Genomic DNA, 26759 nt, shown 5'->3' with positions numbered 1-26759 from the left:
GGCCCGGATTGCGCCACGTTCCCGGCAAATTTCTGGGTTAACGAGGGGGCAAGTTAGTAACCCCAACAGGTCCCGAGGTGACGTATGTCTGAGAAACCGGTCCATACATCGCAATTGCAGAACCCATCAAAGCTTAATCAGCGCATCGCAGATTTGCAGGCCAGGAAACCAAAATACATAAACCACGGTGAGGCGCTGCTGCTGCAACGTACTGCGGTGGATTCGCTGCGCGAGCAATTCCTGACCGGTGATCGGCGTTGGATTGACGACTAGTTCAACCGCGAAAGCCAGTCGCGACCACGAATTTTTCAGAGCTGTTGGATCGGGACGCGGGTGGTTTTACATTCGCAACCTTTTCGAACTTCTGCTTGAGCAGTTTCTGCAAATCGCCCTCGGCACCGCCGGCCAGAACCTTGGCAACAAAGGTGCCGCCTTCCTCTAGCACATCAAAGGCGAAGTAGGCCGCTGTTTCACATAAGGCCATGATCCGCAGATGGTCGGTTTGCTTGTGCCCGGATGAGGCTGCCGCCATGTCAGACATGACAACATCCGCCTTGCCACCCAGCCAGTCTTTGACCTTTTGGTCGGCGTCATCCTCCATAAAGTCCAGCACATGAGTTTCCGCGCCAGCCACGGGTTCGACCTCTTGCAGATCGACACCCAAAACAGTGCCGACGCGTTTACCGGACCGTTCGCCCAGCGCGTTCACACGTTTTACAGCGACCTGACACCAGCCGCCGGGCGCACAGCCAAGGTCGACAACACGCGCACCGGGGACGAGAAAGCGGAACTTGTCGTCCAACTCGAGAATCTTATATGCCGCGCGCCCGCGATAGCCCTCGGCCTGCGCGCGTTTGACGTACGGGTCGTTCAACTGCCGCTCAAGCCAGCGGGTCGAGCTGAGCTTTCGCCCGCGCGCTGTCTTTACCTTGACCTTAAGGTCGCGTTGTCCGCGGCCCGAGGTATTCTTGCCGGTTGGTTTTTTCGCCATCAAAACGGTCCGTCTTCCAATACGCCGTCCGCGCTCATCTGTGCATAAAGCAAACCTTCGCGCAGCCCACGGTCCGCCACGGAAAGGCGGTCGGTGGGCCAGCAACGCAGCAATGCCTGCAAAATGGCCGAGCCGGACATGATCAGGGCTTGCCGGTCATCACCGATACGCGGATCACGTCGTCGCCCAAGTGGGCCGAGTTCTAAGTATCCCCGTATGACTTTGTCAATCTGATCGCTGGTCATGCGCAGACCGTCAACCTTGGTCCGGTCATAGCGCTTTAACCCAAGATGAGAGGCAGCCACGGTCGTCACCGTCCCACTAGTTCCAACAATCTGAAATCTTTCCCGGGCCTGCTCGTCCTTGTAGGGCGCAAAGTCGGCCAGGTTTTCTTCGAAAAACCAGCTCATCAAGGCAAAGCGGGCCGAGTCGTCTTCGACATCGTTGAACTGATCTCTCAACGTCGCGACTCCAAGCGGAACGCTAATCCAGTCTACGACCTTGGCCGCGGGAAACGGGCTTTCGACCGTGTGAAACCCGTTGTGCAAACGCATGATCGCCGCAGGGCGATCACGGCGCGGTACGGACGAGATATCAATCCAAACCAACTCGGTCGAACCTCCACCGATATCCACGACCAACAACTGCTCGGTCTTGGTCGACACCAGCGGCGCACAAGAGATGACGGCCAGGCGCGCCTCTTCCTCGGGCTGGATGATTTCAAGCGTCAGGCCGGTTTCGCGTTTTACCTGACGAATGAAATCGCGTGAGTTTTTTGCACGCCTACACGCCTCTGTCGCGACAAGGCGCATGCGTTTGACCTTGTTGCGTTTCAGCTTTTGCTGACAGATGCGGAGCGCCTGAATAGTGCGCGCCATCGAGGACCGAGACAACCGTCCGGTCCGTTCCAAACCCGCGCCCAACTGCACGGACTTGGAAAAGCTATCCACCACATGAAACCCGCTGCCCTTGGGCTGGGCTATTAACATGCGGCAACTATTTGTTCCCAAGTCCAGTGCCGCGTACAACGCGTCTGGATCGGGCCTTGCCGGCGCGGGGCTTTCGACCGCCTTCGGGAACGCGCCCGCACCTTTGGGACGCTTGGGCGCCATCTTCCACGCCCTCCGATTTACGAGTTACCCCGACCATATGTCGGCCTAATCCAACCTGCAAGACGCTCATTAAGGTGATGAGTATTTTGAGGTGCGCATTTGCTCGTGTTTTCGGTAGAAAGCGCAGAACGCATCCAAGGCAAAAGGTCGTTTGAAATACGCCGTGTGTCGAAAACCGACCGACCTTGGCCCATATAGGTGTTTAGAACCGTCACATCTGGTTAGGAGGAATCAAAGGCAATGCCTGACGTCACCATCGTATACTGGCGCGATATCCCGGCCCAAGTCATCGTCGGCAAAGGTCGTCGCGGTGCAAAGCGGCAGTTGGAGGAACGGTTCGAACAAGCCATCGACCGTGCAGCCATGAAGGTGAACGCCAAGGACAGTGATGCCTATCTGGCCGAGTGGCGCAAAGCCGAACCCTTTGCAGTTGAGGGCGACCCGTCCGAGATTGCCGAGGCGCAAGCCCTGCGTTTGGAAACAGAATACGATCAGGACCGTGTCAAGGCACTGATCGCCAATGACGGTTGGGCATGAGCCCCAGATCTTTATGGGAGGCCGCAATGGCTTTGCTGAACTTCAAGAAACGTGATGCGGCTGAAAAGGCCCCGGTAAACCCGACCGTCGAAGCCTTTTTGAAAGGATATTCGATCGAGGTGATGCCACGCACCGCCGAGAAGGTCGAAGATTTTCGCGCACTGCTGCCCGAAGGCACGCGCGTCTACATCGCCCACATCGAGGGTACGCCGATCGAAGACATGGTCAAGACGGCAAAACGCATTGCGGATGAAGGCTATCCGGTCATGCCGCATTTTCCCGCGCGCATCATCAAAGACGCGGCAACGCTGGAAAACTGGATTGCCATGTATCAGGGCGAAGCAGGCGTTTATCAGGCGCTTTTGCTGGCCGGCGGCGTAGAAAAACCGCACGGTGCGTTCGACAGTTCGATGCAGTTGCTGGAAAGTGGGCTGTTCGACAAGGCGGGTTTCAAACGTTTGCACGTGGCGGGCCACCCCGAGGGCAACAAGGACATCGATCCGGACGGTTCGACTAAAAATGTCGAAGACGCGCTGCGCTGGAAACAGAAATTCAGCGAAACCACGGATGCCGAGATGGCTTTGGCCACGCAATTCGCATTCGACGCCAAGCCGATCATCGCTTGGGCGGACGGCCTGAAAAAGGCAGGTATCGACCTGCCGATCCATATCGGCATCGCGGGTCCGGCCAAGCTGCAAACGCTGATCAAATTCGCGATTGCGTGTGGCGTAGGCCCGTCCCTGAAGGTTCTGCAAAAACGTGCGATGGATGTATCCAAGCTGCTGCTGCCCTACGAGCCGACCGACGTTTTGACCCAATTGGCAGAGCACAAGGCGGCCAACCCGGACTTTAACATCACCAATGTGCATTTCTTCCCGCTTGGTGGCATCAAGACCAACGCCAATTGGGCAATCGACAATGGCGGCGCTTCGGCAAAGCCAGCTAACTCTTAAGGAACGGATATGACTCGTACAGTCGTAGAATCAAAAACAAAAACCGCGGTTCTGGGCTTTGACGAGCCGTTCTGTGTCATTGGTGAACGGATCAACCCGACCGGCCGAAAAAAACTGGCGGCCGAGCTTGAGGCAGGCGATTTCTCAACTGTCGAAAAAGACGCGCTGGCGCAGGTGATGGCGGGTGCGACCGTTTTGGACATCAATGCAGGCGTTGTCTACAACTCGAACCCCAACCCCAACGAAACCGAACCGCCGCTAATGCGCAAGATCGTTGAGCTGGTTCAAGGCTTGGTTGATGTGCCGCTTTGCATCGACTCGTCGGTCCCTGGGGCGCTGGAAGCAGGTCTTGAAGCAGCAGAAGGTCGGCCTCTGCTGAACTCGGTCACGGGCGAGGAAGAGCGTCTCGAGCTGGTTCTGCCGTTGGTCAAAAAGTTTAACGTACCCGTAGTTGCAATTTCGAACGATGACACCGGGATTTCCGAAGACCCGGATGTCCGTTTTGCGGTTGCGAAAACGATCGTTGAACGTGCTGCCGACTATGGCATTCCCGCCCATGACATCGTTGTTGACCCACTGGTCATGCCCATCGGCGCGATGGCAACGGCTGGTCAGCAAGTGTTTGCCCTGGTGCGCCGTTTGCGTGAAGAACTGGGTGTAAACACCACATGCGGTGCGTCCAATATCTCGTTCGGTTTGCCGAACCGTCACGGTATCAACAATGCCTTCCTGCCCATGGCGATGGGTGCAGGTATGACTTCGGCGATCATGAACCCGGTGGCTCTGCCGGTGACGCAGAAAAAGATTGCTGAAAAGAAAGAAGCCGTCGCCGCTGCAGGCATAATTCTGCCCGAGGGTATGGACGATGAGACATTCGTTCAAATGTTCGGCTTGGGCTCAACAAAGCCGCGCCCTGGCAAAGAGATGGAGGCCATCCGCGCCGCTAACTTGTTGACCAACAACGACCCGCATGGTGGTGAGTGGATCAAGTTCAACAAAGCGCCAGAAGAGGCCGGCGCCGCTGGCGCTGCTGGCGGACGCCGTGGCGGTGGCCGTCGTCGCCGCGCGTAATCGCTGCAACAGGATGATCACAGGCCGGGTACTACGCCCGGCCTTTTTTATTGACCCTGATCAATGACGTAGCAATTGCGGCATGCGACAATACTGGGATTCTCGCGGCAAGGATCAGGTTTTGAAATGAAAAAACATACCCCTCCGAAATTGGCGGACGCCGACTTAAGTAAGCGTCTGGACAAAAAGGCTTATTTTCAAGAACTGGTCAATCTGCAGGCACACCTGGCCTTGATCCAACAAGCGTTTTTGTTTCACGGTGTGAAAGGGGTGCTTGTCTTCGAAGGTTGGGATGCGGCTGGCAAGGGCGGCACTATTCGACGAATTAGTCAGGCATTGGATCCGCGCAGTTTCAAGGTCTGGCCGATTGGAGCGCCCAGAAACTACTATCTGAACCGCCATTATTTATTGCGTTTTTGGGAGCGTTTGCCTCCGGAAGGTGCCATCTCTGCCTTCGACCGCAGCTGGTACGGGCGCGTGATGGTGGAGCGGCTTGAAAAGCTCACTCCGGAAAAACGCTGGCGGGCGGCCTATCGCGAGATCAACGATTTTGAGCGGATGTTGATCGATGATGGTGCAAGAATCGTGAAGCTATTCTTCCACATCTCTCAGGAAGAGCAGATGAGGCGGTTCACCGAGCGTTTGCGTAACCCGATGAAACGCTGGAAACTGACCTATGAGGATTTTCGAAACCGCGAGCGGTGGTCCGAAGCCAAGGTTGCAGTTGATGAGATGTTTGCCCGAACATCAACGGATATTGCTCCGTGGCATGTTATCCCGGCCAACAACAAGAAATATGCAAGAGTCGCCGCCATGCGGGCCATTGTGGACACGTTTTCGAAGGATATTGATCTGAACCCTCAGCATTTGGACAAGCGTACGTTGGACGCGGCTTGCAAGGTTCTGAATGTTGATCAGTCTTTGATTGATAGTTTACGCGCCCGGACCGAGTAGGTGCGGCGCTGCGAAAAGTCTCTTTCTGCCGAATAACGCGCCGACGGTCTAGCCGGTCTCGGGTCGACGCACCTGAAACAGGTTGATCAGCGCCGGAATTTCAACGGTGTTTTCGGTGGCAAAGGGTCGAAAGGCTTCAGCTACTGCCTGTTGAATCGCCAGGACGTCTTGGTCATCGCCTTCGAAAAGGGTGATCAGCCGGGCAGCAGGCCCGATCCGCGTACACAGCTTGGCGCAGTCTTCCAGTGTACTACGAATGTGCAGATGGGTGGGCACTTGGTCCACAACGATTTCGGTCAGCCCAGCGTCCTCCAAGAGACCCGACACCCGATCTTGGTCGTGAAAGGCCAGAGGGCCGGGGGCGTTTCGGTCCACGGGCGGTGGGTTCCCCAACCGGGCACAGGCAGCGATATGCGGTGTCTTGAACCAAGGGTTTCCACTCAGCGGTCCCCAAGCGGCAAACGTCATCTGACCGCCCGGTTTCAAGGCGCGACTTATGTTGGCAAAGGCCGCAACCGGGTCTTCGAAGAACATGACCCCGAAACGCGAGATCATCGCGTCGCGATCAGCCTCTGGAAACGGATAGGTCTGAGCATCAGCGTACTGAAAGTCTATGTTGACCAACCCATGCTCTGCGGCCCGTTGCGCGGCGCGGGTCAGAAATGGCTGCGCCAAATCTGCGGCAAGGACATGCCCGGTGCTGCCGACAATCTGCGCGGCCCTTACCGCGCTTGCCCCGGTGCCGCAGCCGATATCCAGCACACGCATGCCGGGCTGCAAACTTGCGCGCTCGAAGACCAGATCGAGAACTGGTTCAAGCAACTCATCCATTTGCTCCTCATAGGTCAGCCACTTGGCCCCAGAGGGCGAGCTGCCCCAGTATTCAGCCTGTTCTTCGTTCGCAACTTGCATGATGACCTCCTGCCGGTGGGGCGACTATGACCGGCGACGGCGACGGCGGCCAGACTTTTCCTCTTCCCCTCCGCCCGCGTTGAACGTGGGCGGAGGCAAGCTGACCACTTGCGCCAGCTCAGGAAAGGGATCGGTTTTGTGCGGGATAGCGTTGGCGGCGACGAAATGTTCCTGAAACTTGGGCTCAATCGCGGTTTCGACCTTGGTGATTTCACGCACAACGCGCTCAATCTCGGCCCGGGCTGCGATGTTGCACAGAGCGATCCGCGCGCCGGTACCTGCGGCGTTACCTGCGCTTGTCACGTGGTCCAACGGCGCGTCCGGGATCATCCCCAGAACCATTGCGTGTTTGGTTGAGATATGGGCACCAAATGCCCCGGCCAGTACCACACGATCCACCTTGTCGACCTCCATCTCGTCCATCAGCAGGCGGGCACCTGCGTAGAGCGCTGATTTCGCCAGTTGGATGGCGCGGATGTCGCTCTGGGTTACAGTAATGCGCGGGCCGCCCTCGGCGCTGGCATCGTGAATCAGGTAAGCATGCGTGCGACCTTCGGGAACGCAACGAGAGGTGCCGGTTTGTTCTGCCGACCCGATCAGTCCGCTTTCGTCAACTAAGCCAGCAATGCGCATTTCGGCAACAGCCTCGATGATGCCGGATCCGCAGATGCCAGTAATACCGGTCGTCGCGACATCCTGATCGAAACCTTCTTCATTGGACCACTTCTCGGATCCGATGACGCGAAAGCGCGGCTCTTTGGTTGCAGGGTCGATCTCGATACGCTCGATCGCGCCGGGTGCGGCGCGTTGGCCGGAACTGATCTGAGCACCTTCGAATGCCGGACCCGTCGGCGAGGAACAGGCCAGAACGCGGCTGGTGTTGCCAAGCAGAAGCTCGGCGTTTGTGCCCACGTCGACGATCAGCACAAGGTCGTTGGACTTGCCCGGTTCTTCTGACAATGCCACGGCGGCGCAGTCCGCACCGACATGACCCGCGATACAAGGCAGGATGTAAACCTGCGCACGCGGGTTCATATTGGTCAGGTCCATCTCACGGGCGGGCAGCGAGATGCTTTCAGAGGTCGCCAACGCGAAAGGTGCCTGACCAAGTTCCACCGGATCCAGCCCAAGCAACAGATGGTGCATGACCGGGTTGCAGACAAAAACTGTCTCGACAATCAGGTCGGCGTCGATCCCGGCCTCTTGAGCAATCGAGGTGGTCAGGTCATTTATCGCCTCGCGCACGGCTTTCGTCATCTCTTGATCGCCGCCGGGGTTCATCATGGAGTAGGACACTCGGCTCATCAGGTCTTCACCGAACCGAATCTGTGGGTTCATCAGCCCTGAGGACGCTTTGACCTCTCCGGTTTCCAGATCGGTCAGGTGTGCAGCGATGGTGGTTGAACCAAGGTCGATGGCCAGACCGTACAAACCGCTTTCATGCAAGCCGGGCCAGATTTCAACGATGCGCGCGACCCGGTCCTTGTGACCCTTGTGGAGGGCAACCGTGACTTCCCATTTTCCTTTTCGCAGAACCGGCTGCAGCTTGGACATCAGCGACAGATCGGCGGTTACGGCGTCGATTTGCCATTGCTCGCGCAGTGCGCGCTCCAAACGCTCCAAATCGCCGGTGGGTGAGTGCATGTCGGGCTCTTCCACGACAACGAAATACAGCCGGGTTGCCGGATCCATCGTGATAGCGCGCGCCGTTGCGGCCTTTCGGACGACCTGGCGGTGTACCTGACTTTCCGGCGGCACGTCGATCACCACGTCGCCCTGAACGGTCGCCTGACAGCCCAGACGACGGCCCGGTTTCAGGCCGCGCTTATCATCGTAACGTTGTTCTACCGCGTTCCATTCGCTCAGCGCGCCATCGGATACCGTCACACCGTGTTTGGGAAACTCGCCATAGCTGGGTGTGATCTGACATTTCGAACATATTCCGCGCCCGCCGCAGACCGAGTCCAAATCTACGCCCAACTGCCGGGCCGCAGTCAGAACCGGGGTACCAACAGGGAAATGCCCGCGTTTGCCCGAAGGGGTGAAGACAACAAGAGGATCGGTGGTCATGTCTGGCCTGCCTTTTTGTATTCGCGCGTATGCCGCGCAAGATATGGGTTTGCGCGCAAAGGGAAAGGCCATTCAGCGGCACCTTTGAAACTGTGAGCGTCGTTTTTTGGCGTGGTGTCTGTCCGTAGGAGAAAACTAGTTTGGGTCAGGGGCTTTTACTTGGCGTAAATCCATGTAATAGGGTCACCGCCAAACGGGCTTTTGCATGAGGGTAGCAGATGCAGATTCGTGAGGCACTCACCTTTGACGACGTACTTTTGGTTCCGGGGGCATCCACGGTGCTGCCTGCCAAGGCGGATACGACAACGCACGTGACCCGTGCGATCAAGATGAATATCCCGTTGCTCAGCTCGGCGATGGATACGGTGACCGAGGCGCGCATGGCCATAGCCATGGCGCAGGCCGGCGGCATTGGCGTCATTCACAAGAACCTGACAATAGAAGAGCAGTCTCGCGAGGTACGCAGGGTCAAGCGGTTTGAATCAGGTATCGTCTACAACCCCGTCACGCTGCGCGCCGATCAGACGTTGGCGGACGCTCAGGCGCTGGTGCAGCGGTATAACTTCACCGGTTTTCCGGTTGTTGACGATGGGGGCCGTGTGGTTGGCATCGTGACCAACCGTGACATGCGGTTCGCGACGTCGGACGATACGCCGATCAAGGCAATGATGACCTCGGACAATTTGGCGATGCTGCAAGAACCCGCCGATTTAGAAGAAGCAAAAAGTCTGATGCGGGCGCGGCGTATCGAAAAGCTGTTGGTGGTAGATGGTAAAGGCAAGCTGACCGGTCTTTTGACGCTTAAAGATACCGAACAGGCCGTTCTGAACCCGACCGCCTGCAAAGACCATTTGGGGCGTTTGCGAGTGGCCGCGGCGACCTCGGTCGGGGATGAAGGATTTGCTCGGTCGGAACAATTGGTGGATTCCGGCGTCGATATCATCGTTGTGGATACGGCACATGGACATTCGCAGGGCGTTATAGACGCGGTGAAGCGCGCCAAGACCCTGTCGAACGAGGTGCAGATTATCGCCGGTAACGTTGCTACGAGCGAGGCGACCAAAGCTCTGATCGACGCCGGAGCGGATGCAATCAAGGTGGGCATCGGGCCAGGTTCTATCTGTACCACGCGCATGGTTGCCGGGGTCGGCGTGCCTCAGCTGACGGCAATCATGGACTGCGCGACCGCCGCTGGGGATGTTCCGGTGATTGCCGATGGCGGTATCAAATTCTCGGGCGATTTTGCCAAGGCGATTGCGGCGGGTGCATCCTGCGCCATGGTCGGTTCGATGATTGCAGGTACGGACGAAAGCCCGGGCGAAGTGATCCTGTACCAAGGCCGTTCGTTCAAGTCATATCGCGGCATGGGCAGCCTTGGTGCAATGGCGCGCGGTTCGGCAGATCGTTATTTCCAGAAGGACGCAGCAAATGACAAGCTGGTGCCCGAAGGGATCGAAGGACAAGTGCCGTATAAAGGCTCGGCTAGCGCAGTGGTTCACCAACTTGTCGGCGGCCTGCGTGCGGCGATGGGCTATACTGGCTGTGCGACAGTGGAAGAGATGCGCAGAAACTGCAGCTTCGTTAAAATCACGGGTGCGGGCCTGAAGGAAAGCCATGTGCATGATGTGCAGATAACCCGTGAAAGCCCGAACTACCGCGTGATGTAAACACAGGTTTCCGTATAATGCGGCGTCCGGATCAGGGCGCCGTTTTGCTATCGTGGCGCAGGTTTCTGCGCCTTGTCGACAACAATGGAAGACACCATGACCCCGGCTGCGCGTATTCAAGCTTCGATAGAGATTCTTGACGAGATACTTGCCGGTATGCCCGTTGAAAAGGCGCTGACCAACTGGGCGCGTCGAAGCCGGTTTGCAGGCTCGAAAGATCGCGCCGCGATACGGGATCACGTTTTTTCGGCAATTCGGTGCAAACGGACTTTTGCAGCACTTGGAGGGTCAGAGTCCGGGCGTGGTCTGATGATTGGGGCCGTTCGGGCGGCGGGTGAACGGCTGGATGAGCTGTTCTCGGGTGCGCGCCACGCGCCATCCGTCGTGACCGCAGCTGAGGTGGGGCGTGATTTTGATACCGACGCTGAACGCTTGGATATTCCGGAATGGTTATGGCCCAGATTTCAGTCTTCGCTTGGCAATCAGGCAGCCTCGGTGGCGCAGGCGTTGCAACATCGTGCACCGGTACATCTGCGGGTCAATCTCATCAAGGCAGACGTGTCGACGGCTGTCGCGGCCCTGGCTTCTGAAGATATTGTGGCTGTTTCGCACCCGGCTTGTGCTACGGCTTTAGAAGTTAAAGAAGGTGCTCGCAAAATCAGTCAGAGCACAGCTTACCGGGACGGCCTTGTCGAGCTTCAGGACGCGGCCAGCCAGGCGGTTGTCGCTGCGCTGGATTTGCGTCCGGGGCTGCGTGTGCTGGACTATTGCGCCGGTGGTGGTGGGAAGTCATTGGCGTTGGCAGCGCATCAGGGTGTCAAGGTGTTTGCGCATGATGTTAACCCCGACCGGCTGCGTGATCTTCCGTCACGGGCTGAGCGAGCTGGCGCGCGAATTGAGCTTGTTTCAACGGCAGAGATTGATCGACACGCACCGTTTGATGTCATACTTGCCGATGCACCATGTTCCGGCAGCGGTTCATGGCGGCGGGCTCCGGCGGGGAAATGGGCGTTGACAGAGAAGCGGTTGATGGAATTGACCGAGATTCAGTCCGCTATTCTGTCGAAACTGTCTTCGATGCTGACCCACGACGGCGTTCTGGCATATACAACATGCTCCATGCTCGACGAGGAAAACGGCGCGGTTGTCGACGCGTTCCTCTCCGCAAATCCGGCCTGGTCCGAGACCTTTCGCAAAACCTGGCTGGTCACAAACGGGACCGATGGTTTCTTTACTGCACACTTGACGCGCTAGTGCGCCTGAGTTTAGCAACTTAAACGAAAGTGTTCGGCTTCTCTTAAGTGGATATTAACCATATTTCGGCTGATTGGGAAAAAGCCCACCGACTTGAGTTGTTTATGACCGACGCCACGGAATTTTTCTCTGATCCATCATCAAAAAAGACACCCTCCGGCCTGCGACTCGTCTCGTTGGTCGTTATCGGTGAGCTGCTGATCCTTTCGCCTGTCGTCGGTCTCTTGCCGCAAATGTGGCACATCGGATTCATCGTGGCCGGGGTTTCCATGTTGTCGGCTGTATTGCTGGTTGTTGTGCGCGGAATTATTGCAGACCACATTGCGCAGCAGGTGGTGAAAACCATGGCGGTGTTTACAGAACAAGAATTGGTTCCCTGCGTGATTGCAAATGGCCAGGGCGACATTTTGACGGCGAACCCCGAAGCGCGGACACGAATACGCGCCCACCCCGGCAACCGGCTGGAGCAATGTCTGAAGCCCATGTTTGCAAACCCCCCGGCGATATTGTTGCGCTTGCAATCAAGGGCAGAGATCTACGGCAAAGCGCGCGAAGAGGTTGTTACCGTCGGTTCAACTATTCCCGTTTCGGTATTCGATGTTGGCAATGGCCGGTTTTGCTGGCGTTTCCACCTGGATGCGCCGGGGCAGTGGGATGACGTTGGCGTGCCGGTCATAACCGAAGGGCGCAACGGAACCCTGCTGCGCGTAAATCATGCAGCGATTCGCTTGTTGGGGCAGCGACCTGACAGGCTTCAAGGGGTGTTCGCCAGCGAACCGCGTGAAAAAGACAACGTCACGCAGGTTCAAACAGCAGAAGGCATGGTTTCTGCCGCCGTGTATGAGCTCGGCCGTTCGGGAACAGTCCGGGATTTGCTGGTTTTGCCGATGGAGGAGGTCGATAAAAACAGCAATGGAACATCGTTTGCCGACTTACCGGTGCCTATAATGTGCCTTTCGCCGGATGGTCGTATTCTTGAAGTCAACCGCTTGGCTGTAAAACTAATCGGCGATGTCGAGCCAGGGCAAACCAACGTTGATCAGATTATGCAGGGTCTTGGTCACCCAATCCTTGATTGGCTGACCCGCACAGCAGCACAAGAGCCGACAATGCGGTCCGAGTTCCTGCGCCTGACCCGGCAGGACAAAGAAGTTTTTGTTCAGGTTACATTGGCTCGTGTCGTGAATAATGGTCAGGTTAGCTTGATTGCAGTATTGAACGACGCAACGGAACTCAAGACGCTTGAGGCGCAATTTGTGCAAGGGCAAAAGATGCAGGCCGTCGGACAGCTTGCTGGTGGTGTTGCGCATGATTTCAACAATCTTCTGACTGCGATTTCGGGGCATTGCGACCTGCTGTTGCTTCGGCACGATCAAGGCGATCCTGACTACGGTGATCTTGTTCAGATCAACCAAAACGCAAACCGGGCTGCTGCTTTGGTCAGTCAATTGCTGGCTTTCTCGCGGAAACAAACGCTCCAGCCCGAGGTGTTAGACCTTCGGGATACGATCTCTGACTTGATCCACCTGTTGAACCGATTGGTTGGCGAGAAGATACGCCTGATCCTCAGCCATGATCCGGTGTTGAAGCCCGTACGGGCGGACAAAAGGCAGTTGGAGCAGGTGCTCATGAACCTTGTTGTGAACGCCCGCGATGCCATGCCAGATGGTGGCGAGGTCAGGATTGAGACCGAGGTGGTTGTGCTGAACACACCTCTGACCCGTGACCGGGCGACTGTTCAGCCGGGCGAATACGTTACTGTCAAAGTGATCGACAGCGGTGTGGGAATCCCGGCAGACAAGTTGCAAAAAGTGTTCGAGCCCTTCTATACCACTAAGCGAACCGGCGAAGGCACAGGTCTGGGATTGTCCACAGTGTACGGGATCGTCAAGCAGACAGGCGGTTTCATTTTCGTCGACAGTTTTCAAGGACATGGTTCAGAATTTACAGTTTACCTACCCGTCTCTACTCATGCGCAGCAGGGGCAGGTGGAAAAGCTGCCCTCAGCCAACACACACAGCGCTCGACAGGGTGAAGGTGTTGTACTGCTGGTGGAAGATGAGGCACCGGTGCGTGCTTTTGCAACACGTGCCTTGCGGCTAAAGGGGTACACCGTGCTCGAAGCCGGGTCCGCAGAAGAGGCGCTGCGACTGCTTGAGGATGGTGCGCTGAATGTAGATGTTTTCGTTACAGACGTGGTCATGCCCGGAATGGATGGCCCAACCTGGGTGCGAAAAGCCAAAGAGACGCGACCAGACGTTCAGGTGATTTTCATGTCTGGCTATACAGAGGGTGCGTTTGGTGATTCTGGTCCGGAAATTACAAACTCGACCTTTTTGCCAAAGCCGTTCTCATTAAATCAATTGACCGAAGCGGTTTTTCAGCAACTAAATTAACGCGCTGCCTCGTGAAAGGCGAATTCTGTCGCATGTCTTTGGCGAAATTCCTCTTCAGTCGTCCGCGAAAGGAAGAGCTCGCGTTGGGGTGAGACATTTTCTTTCTGCAAATTGATCTGCATGTTCAGCCGGTCTTGCAGGAAGTCCAGTACCTTGCCCTGGTTCTCATACTTAAAGACATGGCTTGCGCCCGCACCGTTACTGCGGGTGCGGAAAAACTGGCTTTGGCTGCCGACATCCGCAAATTCCGGGCGGGGGGATCGCATGTAGGCCTGTACAAAATCATCAAAGCTAAGATCCCGAGTCGAATGCGGATGCCCGATCCTGTCGTCCCGGCTGCGAAAGCGGTACCAGCTGCCCAGCCAATCCAGCGGTTCGCGCACGACGGCCATGATCTCCATCTCTGTGTCATACATTTTTCGGAAAATGTTCTGGAAAAAGCGATCATAGCGACGCACGGGGGCGTGTTTTAGGTCAGGCGGACCAGTTACCACCAGATCGGCGCGGTCGCGCAAGGCGGTATGGTAGGCTGTGCTGCCGGTCTTGGGAACTGCTAGAAACGCGAGGCGTTCCTTATAGAAAACAAGCATTTATTGGCCTTGTTTCGATCTAACTTACCAGAGCAGATTGGCGTAAACGACTTCTTAACACAATTCCCCAACAGTGAGTTTTGTAAGTTTTAGTTGAAATGTTCTCTTTTTGGTCTCATAAGGAACAAGAGGCGAACAAAGCAGCGATTGCCGCCCGATCAAGGGTGTGACAAAAGGGAAGGCGACAGGACAATGGCGGATCTTCTGACAATGAGCGATAAGAAAAACGCAGACAAGCAAAAGGCGCTCGACAGTGCGCTGGCACAGATCGAGCGGCAGTTTGGCAAAGGCTCGATCATGAAGCTGGGCGAAAACGCCAAGCAGGACATTGATGCAAGCTCAACCGGTTCGCTGGGTTTGGACATTGCGCTGGGGATCGGCGGTTTGCCGATGGGGCGGATTGTTGAGATCTACGGCCCCGAAAGCTCGGGCAAGACAACGTTGACCCTGCACTGCATTGCTGAGCAGCAGAAACGCGGTGGCGTCTGCGCATTTGTCGATGCCGAACACGCGCTTGACCCGCAATATGCCCGCAAACTGGGTGTTGATCTGGATGAGTTGCTGATCTCGCAGCCTGACACTGGTGAACAGGCGCTGGAAATCACCGACACGCTGGTCCGGTCTGGCGCGGTGAACATGGTCGTGGTCGACTCGGTGGCGGCATTGACGCCGAAATCCGAACTTGAGGGCGACATGGGCGACAGCAGTGTCGGTGTGCAGGCCCGGTTGATGAGCCAGGCGATGCGCAAGCTGACCGGCTCAATCAGCCGCTCGAACTGTATGGTTATTTTCATCAACCAGATCCGCATGAAAATCGGTGTGATGTTTGGCAGCCCCGAAACCACGACGGGCGGTAACGCGCTCAAGTTCTACAGCTCGGTCCGTCTGGACATTCGCCGTATCGGGGCGATCAAGGACCGTGACGAAGTTGTCGGCAACCAGACGCGTGTCAAGGTCGTAAAGAACAAGGTGGCGCCGCCGTTCAAGCAGGTGGAATTCGACATCATGTATGGCGAAGGTATCTCGAAAATGGGCGAGCTGCTGGATTTGGGTGTCAAGGCTGGTGTTGTCGAAAAGTCAGGTTCGTGGTTCAGCTATGGCGACGAACGGATCGGGCAGGGGCGTGAAAATGCCAAGCAGTACTTGCGCGACAACAGCCGCGCGGCACTTGAAATTGAAGATAAAATTCGCGCAGCGCATGGTTTGGATTTCGACATGCCCCCGGGCGCGGCAGAGGATGACGATATCCTCGAAGCTTAATACCTTTGATATCAGTATGAGCGGGGCGGCCTTTCGGGGCCGCCTTGCGACGTTGAGGGCCGCCAATGCTGTGGACTATCCGAAAGGAGGGGGCTAAACCCATTTCAACACAATATGATTGCGCGCTGAGAGAGCCTTATGCCAACGCTGAATGATATCCGTTCGACCTTTCTGAACTACTTTGCCAAGCAGGGGCACGAGGTGGTCGCGTCCAGCCCGCTGGTTCCGCGCAATGACCCGACGCTGATGTTCGTGAATTCCGGCATGGTCCAGTTCAAGAACCTGTTCACCGGAGTAGAAACTCGAGATTATCAGCGCGCCACCACCGCGCAGAAATGTGTACGCGCAGGCGGGAAGCACAATGATCTGGACAATGTCGGCTATACCGCGCGCCACCATACGTTCTTTGAAATGCTGGGTAACTTTTCGTTCGGGGACTACTTCAAGAACGAAGCGATTCCATTTGCTTGGGAATTGATAACGAAGGAATTCGGAATCGATAAAAGCCGCCTATTGACCACGGTCTATCATACCGATGATGAAGCGTTCGAGATCTGGAAGAAGGTCGGCGTACCGGAAGACAGGATCATTCGCATCGCGACGAATGATAATTTCTGGCAGATGGGCCCGACCGGTCCCTGCGGACCGTGCACAGAAATTTTCTTTGATCATGGGGATCATATCTGGGGTGGCCCTCCGGGTTCGGCCGAGGAAGATGGTGACCGATTTATTGAGATCTGGAACATTGTTTTCATGCAGAATGAGCAGTTCGAAGACGGCTCGATGGTCGAACTCGATGTGCAGTCGATCGACACCGGCATGGGGTTGGAACGGATTGGAGCGTTGCTGCAAGGCAGCCACGACAACTATGACACGGACCTGTTCAAAACACTGATCGAAGCTTCGGCGGACGCTACCGGTGTTGATCCATATGGCGAACAGAACGTTCATCATCGGGTCATCACGGACCATCTGCGTTCGACGTCTTTCCTGATTGCGGATGGGGTGATGCCGTCGAATGACGGTCGCGGATACGTACTGCGCCGCATCATGCGTCGCGCGATGCGCCACGCGCATTTACTGGGTGCAAAAGACCCGGTGATGCATCGTCTGGTACCGACTCTGGTCCAGCTGATGGGCGCGCAGTATTCGGAGCTGGGTCAGGCACAGGCGCTGATCGAAGAGACATTGCTGCTTGAGGAAACGAGGTTCAAGCAAACGCTGGATCGCGGTTTGAAGCTGCTGGATGACGAAGTTGCCGGCTTGCCTGAAGGTGCAGCACTGCCGGGTGAGGCGGCGTTTAAGCTTTACGATACGTATGGTTTCCCGCTGGACCTGACGCAGGATGCGCTGCGTGAAAAGGGCCGGACAGTGGATACGGACGGTTTTGATGCAGCCATGGCCGAGCAAAAGGCCAAGGCCCGGGCGGCATGGGCTGGGTCTGGTGAGTCTGCGGATCAGGCTGTGTGGTTTGATGTGCTGGATGGTGCCGGAGCGACGGATTTTCTGGGCTACGATACCGAAAAGGCTGAAGGTCAGGTGGCTGCGTTGATTATTGATGGCGTTTTGGTCGACAAGATCGATAGGGGCGGCAGCGGCTGGATTGTCGTGAACCAGACCCCATTCTATGGTGAGGCAGGCGGTCAGGTTGGAGACACTGGCGTAGTCCGCCGTTTGGAAAACCGTGATGACGTTGCGAATGTCGAAGACACCAAGAAGTTCGCCGATGGTAAAATCTATGCCCACAAGGTCTCGGTCGCTAGCGGCACTTTGTCGAAAGGTGACGCCGTAGAACTTGAAGTGAATCACGTTCGGCGGACGGCTATCCGGGCCAACCACTCTGCTACGCACCTGCTGCACGAGGCCCTGCGCGAAACGCTGGGCGATCACGTGGCTCAGCGTGGTTCGTTGAATGCAGCTGACCGGTTGCGGTTTGATTTCAGCCACTCAAAGGCGCTCAGCCAAGAGGAAATTCAGAAGGTCGAGCGCGAGGTAAACGCGTTCATCCGCCAGAACTCGGCCGTTGAGACGCGGGTCATGACGCCAGATGATGCGCGGGAATTGGGTGCTCAGGCTTTGTTTGGCGAGAAATACGGCGACGAGGTTCGTGTTGTTTCAATGGGCAAGGCGCCCACCGGTAAAGGGCAGGATGGAGAAACCTGGTCAATCGAGCTTTGTGGCGGCACCCATGTGCGTCAGACCGGCGATATCGGTACCTTTGTGGTGCTTGGTGATAGCGCCAGCAGCTCGGGCGTTCGTCGGATTGAGGCTCTGACTGGCGATGAGGCGCTGAGACATCTGTCGGCGCAAGATCAACGGTTAGGTCAGATTGCGGCGGAACTAAAGGCGCAGCCAGACGACGTTGTCAGTAGGGTCAAGTCGTTGCTGGACGAGCGTAAGGCTTTGCAAAATGAAGTCGCTCAGCTGCGTCGCGATCTGGCCATGGCCGGAGGTTCAGGGCAGGGCGGGGCAGAGGCGCGCGACGTGAATGGTGTTCCTTTCCTGGCCCAGGCGCTGACGGGGGTTTCGGGCAAGGATCTGCCCGCGCTGATCGATGAACACAAAAGCCGTTTGGGCTCGGGTGCCGTGCTTTTGATTGCGGAAGCGGGCGGAAAGGCGGCTGTGGCCGCTGGTGTTACATCGGACCTGATCGACAAAGTGTCAGCGGTCGATCTGGTGCGGGCGGCAGTGTCTGAATTAGGCGGCAAGGGCGGCGGTGGACGTCCTGATATGGCGCAAGGCGGTGGCCGCGATGCGTCGAATTCCGACGCGGCAATAAAAGCCGCCGAACAAGTTTTGGGAGGATAAGATGCCCGCACTCTGGATTGCCCACGTGACCGTGACCGACGACGAAGCTTACGGTAAATATGCTGAACTGGCTGGCCCCGCGATTGCCAAGCACGGGGGCGTGTTTATCGCGCGTGCCGCCCGTTATGTGCAGTTGGAAGGTAAAGAGCGTCCACGCAACGTGGTTGCCCGGTTTCCGTCGGTCGAAGCTGCCGTTGAGTGTTACAACTCGCCCGAATATCAGAAAGCGCTAGACCACGCACGAGGCGCCAGTGAGCGTGAGCTGATGGTTGTTGAGATAACAGAGTAACAAAAGCGCGTGATTCAGCCGCAACCAAAAGTTGTGTAAGCGGATTTTAGCCAATCTAGCAGGCAGTCGACATCCTCGGCTGCCTTTAATTTTCCTTACTCGAATTAATTTCAATTTTACAAATGGTTACTAAGTGAATTGCCGGGTTTCGCCGCGCAAGCTCTCTTGGAATTGTGGCCGTGCGCCCTCAATTCTTGCCTGAAATGGTCAAAGTGTGGAACGGATTTCCGCCTTTTTTTCCCTGCAACTTCACCTCTGATTGAACAGACGATCCCGTCGATTGATATTAAGGTACAACAATCTACGGTCTCGTTTGTCTGCAATCGAGTGGGTAAATTTAGACCGGGGAACAGGCATGAAACCGTTGAGCACTGAAGTCAGAGCCTCTTTTGCGCGCTTTAAATCGCCTTTAGGTCGACTTGTTGTCATTTGCGCCCTGGCTGTCGGAGCGATGGTTGCAGGCTCGGGCGCGGACGCAAGCGAAGGCCGCTTTATAAAGGCAGTTGCTATTTCACCTCCACCGTCTGGTGCCCGACAATTGTGCCGGAAATACAGTTGGGCCTGCGCGACCAGAACGTCCGCGCCACTGACGAGCCAGCAAGAAATGAAGATTATTCATCGTGTGAATCGTCAAGTGAATGCAACAACCCGTTCGGTGACAGATTTTTCGCAGTATAGAACTGCCGAGAGATGGGCGTTGCCGACCTCGCGTGGTGGGGATTGCGAAGACTTTGCCTTGCTGAAAAAGCGCGATCTGATCCGCGCAGGTGTTGATCCTAGCAAATTGCTCATTGCTACCGTGTTGGATGCAAAGCGTAACTCGCATGCAGTACTGATTTACCGATCGGCGGGCGGGGATCTGGTTTTGGACAACTTGACCAATCAGATCAAGTCTTGGTCCGCGACACGGTATCTGTTTCTTCGGATGCAAAATCCGCGGAAGCCCAGCGGATGGGTAGGCGTATATGCCCGCAGTTGAGCCCCTGTGTTCGCCCGTATTTTTCTCTCGGTTTCAGGGAAGTTAAGTCAAAACCAAGGGCGACCGACTGGCCGCCCATTGTAGTGTTTCATTGGCGTTCCTTGAGTTGGCTGGGTGAACAGGCGTCACGAAACGCCAGCCACACTCCGCTTTTCGGTTAGAATACTCCGCCGCTGCCCGGGCCGTTGGCATTGCCACCGCCAAAGCCTCCACCAGTACCGGCACCGCCGGAGTTTCCGCCGTCGCCCTGGCCGTTATTGCTGCCACCGTTTCCGGTGCCGGGGCCGGAACCGCCAGTGTTGCCTCCGCCGTTTCCGGTGTTTTCGTTGTTTCCGTTGCCGTTGCCCGGACCGCCGTTGTTGCCGCCGTTGCCGTTGCCGCTATTGCCGCCGCCGCCGTTGTTGCTGCCACCGTTTCCGGTGCCGGGGCCGGAGCCGCCAGTGTTTCCTCCGCCGTTTCCAGTGTTTTCGTTGTTTCCGTTGCCGTTGCCCGGACCGCCATTGTTGCCGCCGTTGCCATTGCCGTTATTGCCACCGCCGCCATTGTTGCCGCCGTTGCCATTGCCGTTATTGCCACCGCCGCCATTGTTGCCGCCGTTGCCATTGCCGTTATTGCCACCGCCGCCATTGTTGCCGCCGTTGCCATTGCCGTTATTGCCACCGCCGCCATTGTTGCCGCCGTTGCCGTCGCCATCATTGCCACCGCCGCCATTGTTGCCGCCGTTGCCGTTGCCATCATTGCCACCGCCGCCATTGTTGCCGCCGTTGCCGTTGCCATCATTGCCGCCGCCGCCATTGTTGCCGCCGTTGCCGTCGCCATCATTGCCACCGTCGCCATTGTTGCCGCCGCCGGATCCGCCGTCTCCACCGCCAGATCCACCACCATCGCCGCCGCCGTTTCCACCGCCGTCACCACTGTCGCCTCGGGTTGGGGATGGGGATGCTCCGCCACCATCGTTTCCACTGCCGCTAGCGCTTCCACTGCCGCTGCCAAAACCAGGATTTCCATCCTCCCCATCTCGCTGAGATGCGGCTGTTGTTGCAGTGGGAATATCTGTTAGCACCGCTGCAAAGGCCGGGCAGGCCTCAAGCGTACGGGATAAAATATCCTCAAAATCATCTCTGCGCTGGATATAGCGAAGCATCCGGGTGTCGACGACCGTGCAATTGCACAAGGTGTCAGTCGATACGGACTGACGCGCTGTTTTGATGTTGCACCTTTCGGCAAGTGCCACGTCAGCAGTGACCAGCGGAAATGTTGCAGATACAAAAACGACCGATAATAAACGGGACTTCACGCGCATGGCGCCACTCCTTCAAACTCGTTACTAACTCAGACGCACTACAATTGTGCTACACGCTTTGGTACAAAAATAATGCCACACTTCAACCACAATTACACCCGTTTTGCGCCATGTTTTCAAGTGCTGTTGAGGCGCAGTTGCCTTTGTGGCAGCCCGCATGTCGGTAATAATTCATATAAAACAATTAGAAAGCCCGCCGGCTTGGCGGGCTTTGTGGGATTTGAACTACCGAGTACAAAATGCAAATTCGTCAAAAGTGTGACATTGTTGCCATTGTCGCAACAATCGCATTAAGCTAAGTCAGGCCGATTTCGCCATGCGTTTGCGCTCGTGCGGGTCCAGAAAGCGTTTACGCAGACGCACGGCGTTCGGCGTAACCTCGACCAGTTCATCATCATCGATATATGCGATCGCTTCTTCGAGTGAAAACTGGATATGCGGTGTTAAACGAACAGCGTCGTCAGACCCGCTTGCGCGGACGTTTGTCAGCTTTTTGCCCTTCAGCGGGTTCACTTCAAGATCATTGTCGCGAGAATGTTCGCCGATCACCATTCCCTGATAAACATCTGCTTGCGGACCGACGAACATGCGTCCGCGTTCTTCGAGGTTCCAAAGGGCATAGGCCACGGCCTGACCATTCTCCATCGAGATCAAAACGCCTGCGCGGCGACCCGGGATTGGGCCCTTATGCGCAGCCCATCCGTGGAACACGCGGTTCAGAACGCCAGTGCCACGAGTATCGGTAAGGAACTCTCCGTGATAGCCAATCAACCCACGGGACGGCACATGTGCAATGATCCGGGTCTTACCAGCGCCGGCAGGGCGCATTTCGACCAGCTCACCCTTGCGTGCACCAGTGATTTTTTCGATGACGGAACCAGAGTATTCATCGTCTACGTCGATGGTGACTTCTTCGATAGGCTCAAGGCGTTGTCCGTCTTCCTCGCGGAACAGGACCTGAGGGCGCGAAATGCTGAGTTCAAAGCCTTCGCGGCGCATGTTTTCGATCAAGACGCCCATCTGCAATTCGCCACGACCGGCGACTTCGAACGCCTCGCCGCCGGGTGTGTCGGTGACACGGATGGCGACGTTGGATTCAGCTTCTTTCATCAGGCGATCGCGGATCACGCGCGATTGCACTTTTTTGCCATCACGACCGGCAAGCGGTGAGTCGTTGATGCCGAAGGTCACGGTGATGGTTGGCGGGTCGATGGGCTGGGCGGGCAGAGCCTCTTCGACTTGGGGCGATACCAGCGAGTCGGCCACTGTCGCCTTGCTCATGCCTGCGATGGTTACGATATCGCCTGCTTCGGCTTTGTCGATAGGTTGCTGTGCGAGGCCGCGGAAGGCCAGAATTTTCGAGGCGCGGAAGTTCTCGATCAGTGTCCCGTCACGGCTGAGCGCCTTGAGGCTGTCACCGGCTTTCAGCGTCCCGCTTTCGACGCGCCCGGTCAGGATACGGCCGATGAAAGGGTCGTTGCCCAAGGTGGTGGCCAGCATGCGGAATGGCTCATCCTTGCGCTCGGCTTGTTTTGGGGCTGGAACATGGTCGACGATCAAGTCGAACAGAGCGGTCAGGTCCTTGCGTGGCCCGTCCAGTTCCATATCCGCCCAGCCCGAACGACCCGAGGCGTACATGGCCGGAAAGTCAAGCTGATCATCATCCGCGCCGAGGTTGGCGAACAAATCAAAACACTCATCCAGTGCGCGATCAGGTTCGGCGTCGGGCTTATCGACCTTGTTTAAAACGACAATGGGACGCAAACCCAGCGCTAGCGCCTTGGAGGTCACGAATTTGGTTTGAGGCATCGGACCTTCGGCGGCATCGACCAACAGGACCACACCGTCAACCATGCTGAGAATACGCTCGACCTCGCCCCCAAAATCGGCGTGGCCTGGGGTGTCGACGATGTTGATCCGCGTACCCTTCCACTCGACCGACGTAGCTTTGGCCAGAATGGTGATCCCACGCTCGCGCTCAAGATCGTTGCTGTCCATGGCGCGCTCGGCCACGGCCTGATTTTCCCGGAACGCACCGGATTGTTTGAGCAGTTCGTCCACCAGGGTCGTTTTACCGTGGTCCACGTGAGCGATGATTGCGATATTGCGCATGTCCATGAGAGGTCAGCCTTTGAACGGGAAGTTGCCGCGCGCATAGCGTGGTTTGAGCAAATAGACCAGCCCTAACCGGTGATCAGTGGCCAACCGTTTTGGAAAACAGGTGAATGATCAGAATACCGCCCAGAATCATCAGTAATCCGATGACAGCAGGCCAATCCAGCCTCTGCCCAAAAACGATGAAACCGATGACCGCGATAAAAAAGATCCCGAGCCCGGACCAGATAGCATAGACAATCCCGACCGGCATGTACTTCAGGGTAAGGCCAAGCAGGTAAAAAGCGATACCGTAGCTGATGACAACCAGAACGGATGGCCAGAAACGGCTGAATTGCTGGCTGGCTTGCAAGGACGTGGTGCCGATGGTTTCGGCGATGACCGCCAGCAGCAGGAAGAAGTAGGCTTTGGGCACGATGAAAATCTCAACAAAAGTTTTGTGAGGTTGAGCATGAAAAAAGCCTGGCGAGCAAGAATATTCTGGGCTTTATCCATCTTTTGTTTAACCTGCCAGGTGGTGTGAAGTATGGATAACCTGACTACTAATGCGGATCATTTTCGGATAGAAAGCTTCTGATTTTAAAGGTTTTTGCTGGGCGGCTGTTTGTTGCACGAAACTTACGGGTATTCTCGTATTTGTTTCGGTAAAGATTGTGGTGCTTGGGTGGCTAACTGACGGGGGGTCCGTCGACAAAACGCGACCATTTTGTTGAGCGGTTAGATGGTTTTCGGGTTTTAGCGCCTGCCGAAACAGGGGAAAAGGGGCCGTTGTGCCCCTTTTTCTTTTCTAAATGCCGACCGTGGTCGCGAAATAGGTATCGAGCTGCGGTTTGAGCCACGCCCACAGACCCGGAGCGCCACGGCGAATCGGAACTCCCACGCGCTGGTCAATCTGCGCAAGCGTGACATTGTAATCCGCCCAGGTCCCGCCGTCAGTGGCGAGGTTTCCGACCGGAGCCTGAAACCGGTCCACAGCTTTGGCAAAGCGGGCATCCGGGCTGTCGGCTGCTTCGAACTCTTGCCACAACGACAGGAACTCAGCCTTTTGTTCGCTGGGCAACAACCCGAACAGACGCTCGGCGGCTGCCTGTTCCTCGGCTTCCTGAGCAGCGTGGTCGACCTGACCATGAATGGGGTGATCCCCGGCGTCGATTTCGACGATGTCGTGCAACAGCAGCATTTGCAAAACGCGGTCGATTGAGACGTCGGGCGCTGCCTGTCCAGAAAGAATCCAGGCAAATATCATGATGTGCCACGAGTGTTCAGCCGAATTCTCGCGCCGGTCACCGCTGAGCAGGCGCGAGGCTCGGTAGACGGATTTCAGTTTGTCGGTCTCTGCGAGAAAACCTAGCCTGATCGAGAACTCGGTTTCTGCGGGTGGATGCCCGATCAGCAGGCTATGAGCTGTACTGTAGGCGTCTGGGAACTCGGACTCGAGATAGGCCGCTCGCCCACTGCTCAGGTTTTCCTGTACAATAGTTAGATGATCCGGATTGGCGTGCGGCGCGCACAGCACCTGAAACATTGGTTGGCAGCGATCAAGGTACTTGGCAAACCTAGCGTCGGGAGTTTGGTCGGCCTCAAACTCACGCCAAAGATGCAGGCATTCCGTAGCCTGATCAGAGGGCAACAGGCCAAACACTTCAACCGCTGCGGACTGCTCGGCCTGTTCGACCGCATTCCAATCGGTTTTCAGGTGTATCGGATGATCGCCGACGACAATCTCGACCAGATCGTGCAGCAACAACATGCGAATGACGCGGTGGATGCACACAGCGTCATCTGCCAGCGGCTGCATGACCAAAGCCCACAGCGCAAGTTGCCAGCTATGTTCTGCCGCGTTTTCGGGGCGGGACTGGTCAAGCAGAAAGTTGGCGCGGTCAACCGATTTCAGGCTGTCCGCGCGTTTCAGAAAATCGATTTGCGCAGACAGTCTGTCGCTCATTGTTTTTCTATCGCTTTTGTTTTTGCGCGGTGATCAGACAGTCTTTTGATCACGAAGTTCCGGGCTTTGCGTTCTGCCAGCCTTACGCGGATCTCGGTCAAAAACGCTTCTTCCAATGTCTGAGAGGACGCACCCAAAAGTTCGCCCACTTCAACAAAGAACCGATCGTCACCGGTTTCATCCATGACTTTCATCGTGTCCTCGGCCAGTTTAGAGGCGAGGGTAATGATGGTGTCAGACATCAGCGCGTATTCTCGGTCAAGCGGCGTTTCACATAATCACTTACATCGGTGATCAGCGTATCCATGTGACGGTCCTGAAAAAAGTGGTCAGCGCCTTCAACCTCGGTATGGGTGATGGTGATTCCCTTTTGCTCGTGCAGTTTGCTTACCAGTGCTGTCGTATCGGCCGGAGGCGCCACTCGGTCGGCAGATCCGTTGATGATCAGGCCAGACGACGGGCAGGGAGCCAGAAACGAAAAGTCGTACATATTTGCAGGGGGCGATACGCTGATGAAACCCGTAATCTCGGGTCGGCGCATCAAAAGCTGCATACCGATCCACGCACCGAACGAGAATCCGGCAACCCAGCAATGCTTGGAGTTGTTGTTCATGGATTGCAGGTAATCCAACGCCGATGCTGCGTCGCTGAGTTCACCTACGCCCTGATCATATTCGCCCTGGCTGCGGCCCACGCCACGGAAATTGAACCGTAAGACGGTGAAGCCCATGTTATAAAAGGCATAGTGCAGGTTGTACACGACCTTGTTATTCATCGTCCCGCCAAATTGTGGGTGCGGATGAAGCACGATGGCGATCGGTGCGTCTTTTTCCTTTTGCGGGTGGTAACGGCCTTCCAGGCGGCCTTCGGGTCCGGGAAAAATCACCTCGGGCATGTGTGCTTTGGTCCTGTCTTGTTTTCTGGGTGCCGCGATAGGCTTGACGGCTATCTTCCTGCACCTTAGAACGGTTCTAACTACGTTGCGTCGCGCACGACGCTGCTTGTCGGAGATACGCACTGGCAGCGGCGGCGTCAATCTTTTCGCGCGATATCAGCTTTAAGGGGAATAGAATGAAGCTTTCAACCAAAGGTCGTTATGCCATGGTTGCTCTGGCTGATATCGCGCTTCAGCCGGACGATAAGCTTGTTACTTTGGGCGAGATATCCGAGCGTCAGGACATTTCGCTGCCTTATCTCGAACAGTTGTTCGTAAAACTGCGCCGAGCCAACCTTGTATCTTCGGTTCGCGGGCCGGGTGGGGGGTATCGTCTGGCGCGCGCTGCTTCGGAAATTCGCGTGGTCGAAATTTTGTCGGCCGTGGACGAAACAGTAGACGCTTTGCAAAAAGGGGCAGGGGCGTCTGGTGCGTCTTCGGGAAGCCGGGCGCAATCCTTGACCAACCGTTTGTGGGAAAGCCTGAGCGCACATGTCTACGTGTTCCTGCATCAGACGCGGTTGTCCGATGTGATAAAGAACGATCTGGCCCCGTGTCCCGCCGTTCCAAGTCTTTTTGCTGTAGTGGACGAGTAATACGATGCATCTGTTGATCGTTG

The 26759-nt window shown here is 56.4% G+C and carries 24 protein-coding genes; 13 read left to right on the top strand and 11 right to left on the bottom strand.

Going from position 1 to position 26759, the window contains the following annotated elements; genetic code table 11:
• The first annotated feature begins 84 nt into the window (after positions 1–84).
• A complete protein-coding gene (locus LCM21_RS01440; RefSeq protein ID WP_224888996.1) occupies positions 85–273 on the top strand; it encodes a hypothetical protein in 189 nt (62 codons plus the stop codon).
• Between the two features lies 1 nt (position 274).
• Here LCM21_RS01440 and LCM21_RS01435 read toward each other — a convergent pair whose 3' ends face one another.
• Positions 275–991, bottom strand: a complete 717-nt coding sequence (locus LCM21_RS01435; protein WP_068331350.1) for an RlmE family RNA methyltransferase — start codon at positions 989–991, stop codon at positions 275–277.
• Positions 991–2103: a Ppx/GppA phosphatase family protein gene (locus LCM21_RS01430; protein ID WP_068331347.1), complete on the bottom strand. Its 1113-nt coding sequence runs from the start codon at positions 2101–2103 to the stop codon at positions 991–993. The genes LCM21_RS01435 and LCM21_RS01430 overlap by 1 nt, the downstream gene beginning before the upstream one ends.
• Positions 2104–2343: 240 nt before the next feature.
• Between LCM21_RS01430 and LCM21_RS01425 the strand changes: the two genes are divergently transcribed.
• The 4 genes from LCM21_RS01425 to LCM21_RS01410 all read left to right on the top strand — a co-directional run bounded on the left by LCM21_RS01425 (position 2344) and on the right by LCM21_RS01410 (position 5618).
• A complete protein-coding gene (locus LCM21_RS01425) occupies positions 2344–2640 on the top strand; it encodes a virulence factor (protein ID WP_224888995.1) in 297 nt (98 codons plus the stop codon).
• 26 nt (positions 2641–2666) lie between these two features.
• Positions 2667–3593, top strand: coding sequence for a methylenetetrahydrofolate reductase (locus tag LCM21_RS01420; protein ID WP_224888994.1), 927 nt, complete (start codon positions 2667–2669; stop codon positions 3591–3593).
• Positions 3594–3602: 9 nt separating this feature from the next.
• Positions 3603–4664, top strand: a complete 1062-nt coding sequence (locus tag LCM21_RS01415) for a methyltetrahydrofolate cobalamin methyltransferase (protein WP_068331342.1) — start codon at positions 3603–3605, stop codon at positions 4662–4664.
• A gap of 126 nt (positions 4665–4790) precedes the next feature.
• Positions 4791–5618 carry a polyphosphate kinase 2 family protein gene (locus tag LCM21_RS01410; protein ID WP_224888993.1) on the top strand — a complete coding sequence of 276 codons (828 nt, stop codon included), beginning with the start codon at positions 4791–4793 and terminating at the stop codon, positions 5616–5618.
• Between the two features lie 48 nt (positions 5619–5666).
• On the opposite strand, the gene LCM21_RS01405 is transcribed toward LCM21_RS01410, so the two are convergent.
• Together LCM21_RS01405 and LCM21_RS01400 are read right to left on the bottom strand one after the other, a co-directional pair.
• The gene (locus LCM21_RS01405) at positions 5667–6530 is read right to left on the bottom strand and encodes a class I SAM-dependent methyltransferase (RefSeq protein ID WP_224888992.1); all 864 of its coding nucleotides are present in this window, start codon (positions 6528–6530) and stop codon (positions 5667–5669) included.
• Between the two features lie 24 nt (positions 6531–6554).
• The gene (locus LCM21_RS01400; RefSeq protein ID WP_224888991.1) at positions 6555–8600 is read right to left on the bottom strand and encodes an ASKHA domain-containing protein; all 2046 of its coding nucleotides are present in this window, start codon (positions 8598–8600) and stop codon (positions 6555–6557) included.
• 218 nt (positions 8601–8818) lie between these two features.
• Here LCM21_RS01400 and guaB point away from each other — a divergent pair, with 218 nt between their 5' ends.
• The 3 genes from guaB (at position 8819) to LCM21_RS01385 (ending at position 13917) form a co-directional block, all read left to right on the top strand.
• Positions 8819–10267 carry an IMP dehydrogenase gene (guaB, locus tag LCM21_RS01395; protein ID WP_224888990.1) on the top strand — a complete coding sequence of 483 codons (1449 nt, stop codon included), beginning with the start codon at positions 8819–8821 and terminating at the stop codon, positions 10265–10267.
• A 96-nt stretch (positions 10268–10363) separates the two neighbouring features.
• A complete protein-coding gene (locus LCM21_RS01390) occupies positions 10364–11521 on the top strand; it encodes an RsmB/NOP family class I SAM-dependent RNA methyltransferase (protein ID WP_224888989.1) in 1158 nt (385 codons plus the stop codon).
• Between the two features lie 104 nt (positions 11522–11625).
• A complete protein-coding gene (locus tag LCM21_RS01385; protein ID WP_224888988.1) occupies positions 11626–13917 on the top strand; it encodes a hybrid sensor histidine kinase/response regulator in 2292 nt (763 codons plus the stop codon).
• Here LCM21_RS01385 and LCM21_RS01380 read toward each other — a convergent pair.
• A complete protein-coding gene (locus LCM21_RS01380; protein ID WP_224888987.1) occupies positions 13914–14507 on the bottom strand; it encodes a sulfotransferase family 2 domain-containing protein in 594 nt (197 codons plus the stop codon). The genes LCM21_RS01385 and LCM21_RS01380 overlap by 4 nt on opposite strands.
• 192 nt (positions 14508–14699) lie before the next feature.
• On the opposite strand from LCM21_RS01380, the gene recA reads away from it, so the two are divergent.
• The 4 genes from recA to LCM21_RS01360 all read left to right on the top strand — a co-directional run bounded on the left by recA (position 14700) and on the right by LCM21_RS01360 (position 19843).
• Positions 14700–15767, top strand: coding sequence for a recombinase RecA (gene recA, locus LCM21_RS01375; protein WP_224888986.1), 1068 nt, complete (start codon positions 14700–14702; stop codon positions 15765–15767).
• Positions 15768–15905: 138 nt separating this feature from the next.
• Positions 15906–18575 carry an alanine--tRNA ligase gene (alaS, locus tag LCM21_RS01370; RefSeq protein WP_224888985.1) on the top strand — a complete coding sequence of 890 codons (2670 nt, stop codon included), beginning with the start codon at positions 15906–15908 and terminating at the stop codon, positions 18573–18575.
• 1 nt (position 18576) lies between these two features.
• Positions 18577–18864, top strand: coding sequence for a DUF1330 domain-containing protein (locus LCM21_RS01365; RefSeq protein ID WP_068331325.1), 288 nt, complete (start codon positions 18577–18579; stop codon positions 18862–18864).
• Positions 18865–19219: 355 nt separating this feature from the next.
• Positions 19220–19843, top strand: a complete 624-nt coding sequence (locus tag LCM21_RS01360; protein ID WP_319003897.1) for a transglutaminase-like cysteine peptidase — start codon at positions 19220–19222, stop codon at positions 19841–19843.
• 157 nt (positions 19844–20000) lie between these two features.
• Here LCM21_RS01360 and LCM21_RS01355 read toward each other — a convergent pair whose 3' ends face one another.
• The 6 genes from LCM21_RS01355 to LCM21_RS01330 all read right to left on the bottom strand — a co-directional run bounded on the left by LCM21_RS01355 (position 20001) and on the right by LCM21_RS01330 (position 26101).
• Positions 20001–21146 (bottom strand): hypothetical protein, encoded by a 1146-nt coding sequence (locus tag LCM21_RS01355; protein ID WP_224888984.1) that lies wholly within the window; start codon positions 21144–21146, stop codon positions 20001–20003.
• Between the two features lie 300 nt (positions 21147–21446).
• Positions 21447–23264, bottom strand: a complete 1818-nt coding sequence (gene typA, locus LCM21_RS01350) for a translational GTPase TypA (RefSeq protein ID WP_224888983.1) — start codon at positions 23262–23264, stop codon at positions 21447–21449.
• Between the two features lie 76 nt (positions 23265–23340).
• Complete coding sequence (locus LCM21_RS01345) at positions 23341–23676, bottom strand: DMT family transporter (RefSeq protein WP_224888982.1); 336 nt, start codon at positions 23674–23676, stop codon at positions 23341–23343.
• Between the two features lie 372 nt (positions 23677–24048).
• Entirely contained in the window at positions 24049–25206 is a 1158-nt protein-coding gene (locus LCM21_RS01340; RefSeq protein ID WP_224888981.1) for an HD domain-containing protein, read from the bottom strand.
• Positions 25203–25448 (bottom strand): hypothetical protein, encoded by a 246-nt coding sequence (locus tag LCM21_RS01335; protein WP_068331313.1) that lies wholly within the window; start codon positions 25446–25448, stop codon positions 25203–25205. Before LCM21_RS01335 ends, LCM21_RS01340 begins: the two co-directional genes overlap by 4 nt.
• Positions 25448–26101 carry an alpha/beta hydrolase gene (locus LCM21_RS01330; protein WP_068331311.1) on the bottom strand — a complete coding sequence of 218 codons (654 nt, stop codon included), beginning with the start codon at positions 26099–26101 and terminating at the stop codon, positions 25448–25450. Before LCM21_RS01330 ends, LCM21_RS01335 begins: the two co-directional genes overlap by 1 nt.
• Before the next feature lie 176 nt (positions 26102–26277).
• On the opposite strand from LCM21_RS01330, the gene iscR reads away from it, so the two are divergent.
• Entirely contained in the window at positions 26278–26736 is a 459-nt protein-coding gene (iscR, locus tag LCM21_RS01325; protein WP_068332565.1) for a Fe-S cluster assembly transcriptional regulator IscR, read from the top strand.
• The last annotated feature ends 23 nt before the right edge of the window (positions 26737–26759 follow it).

The organism is Ruegeria profundi, from assembly GCF_020171505.1.
In the GTDB taxonomy this organism is placed as follows: domain Bacteria; phylum Pseudomonadota; class Alphaproteobacteria; order Rhodobacterales; family Rhodobacteraceae; genus Ruegeria; species Ruegeria profundi.
This window is presented reverse-complemented; position numbering and strand designations above follow the sequence as displayed.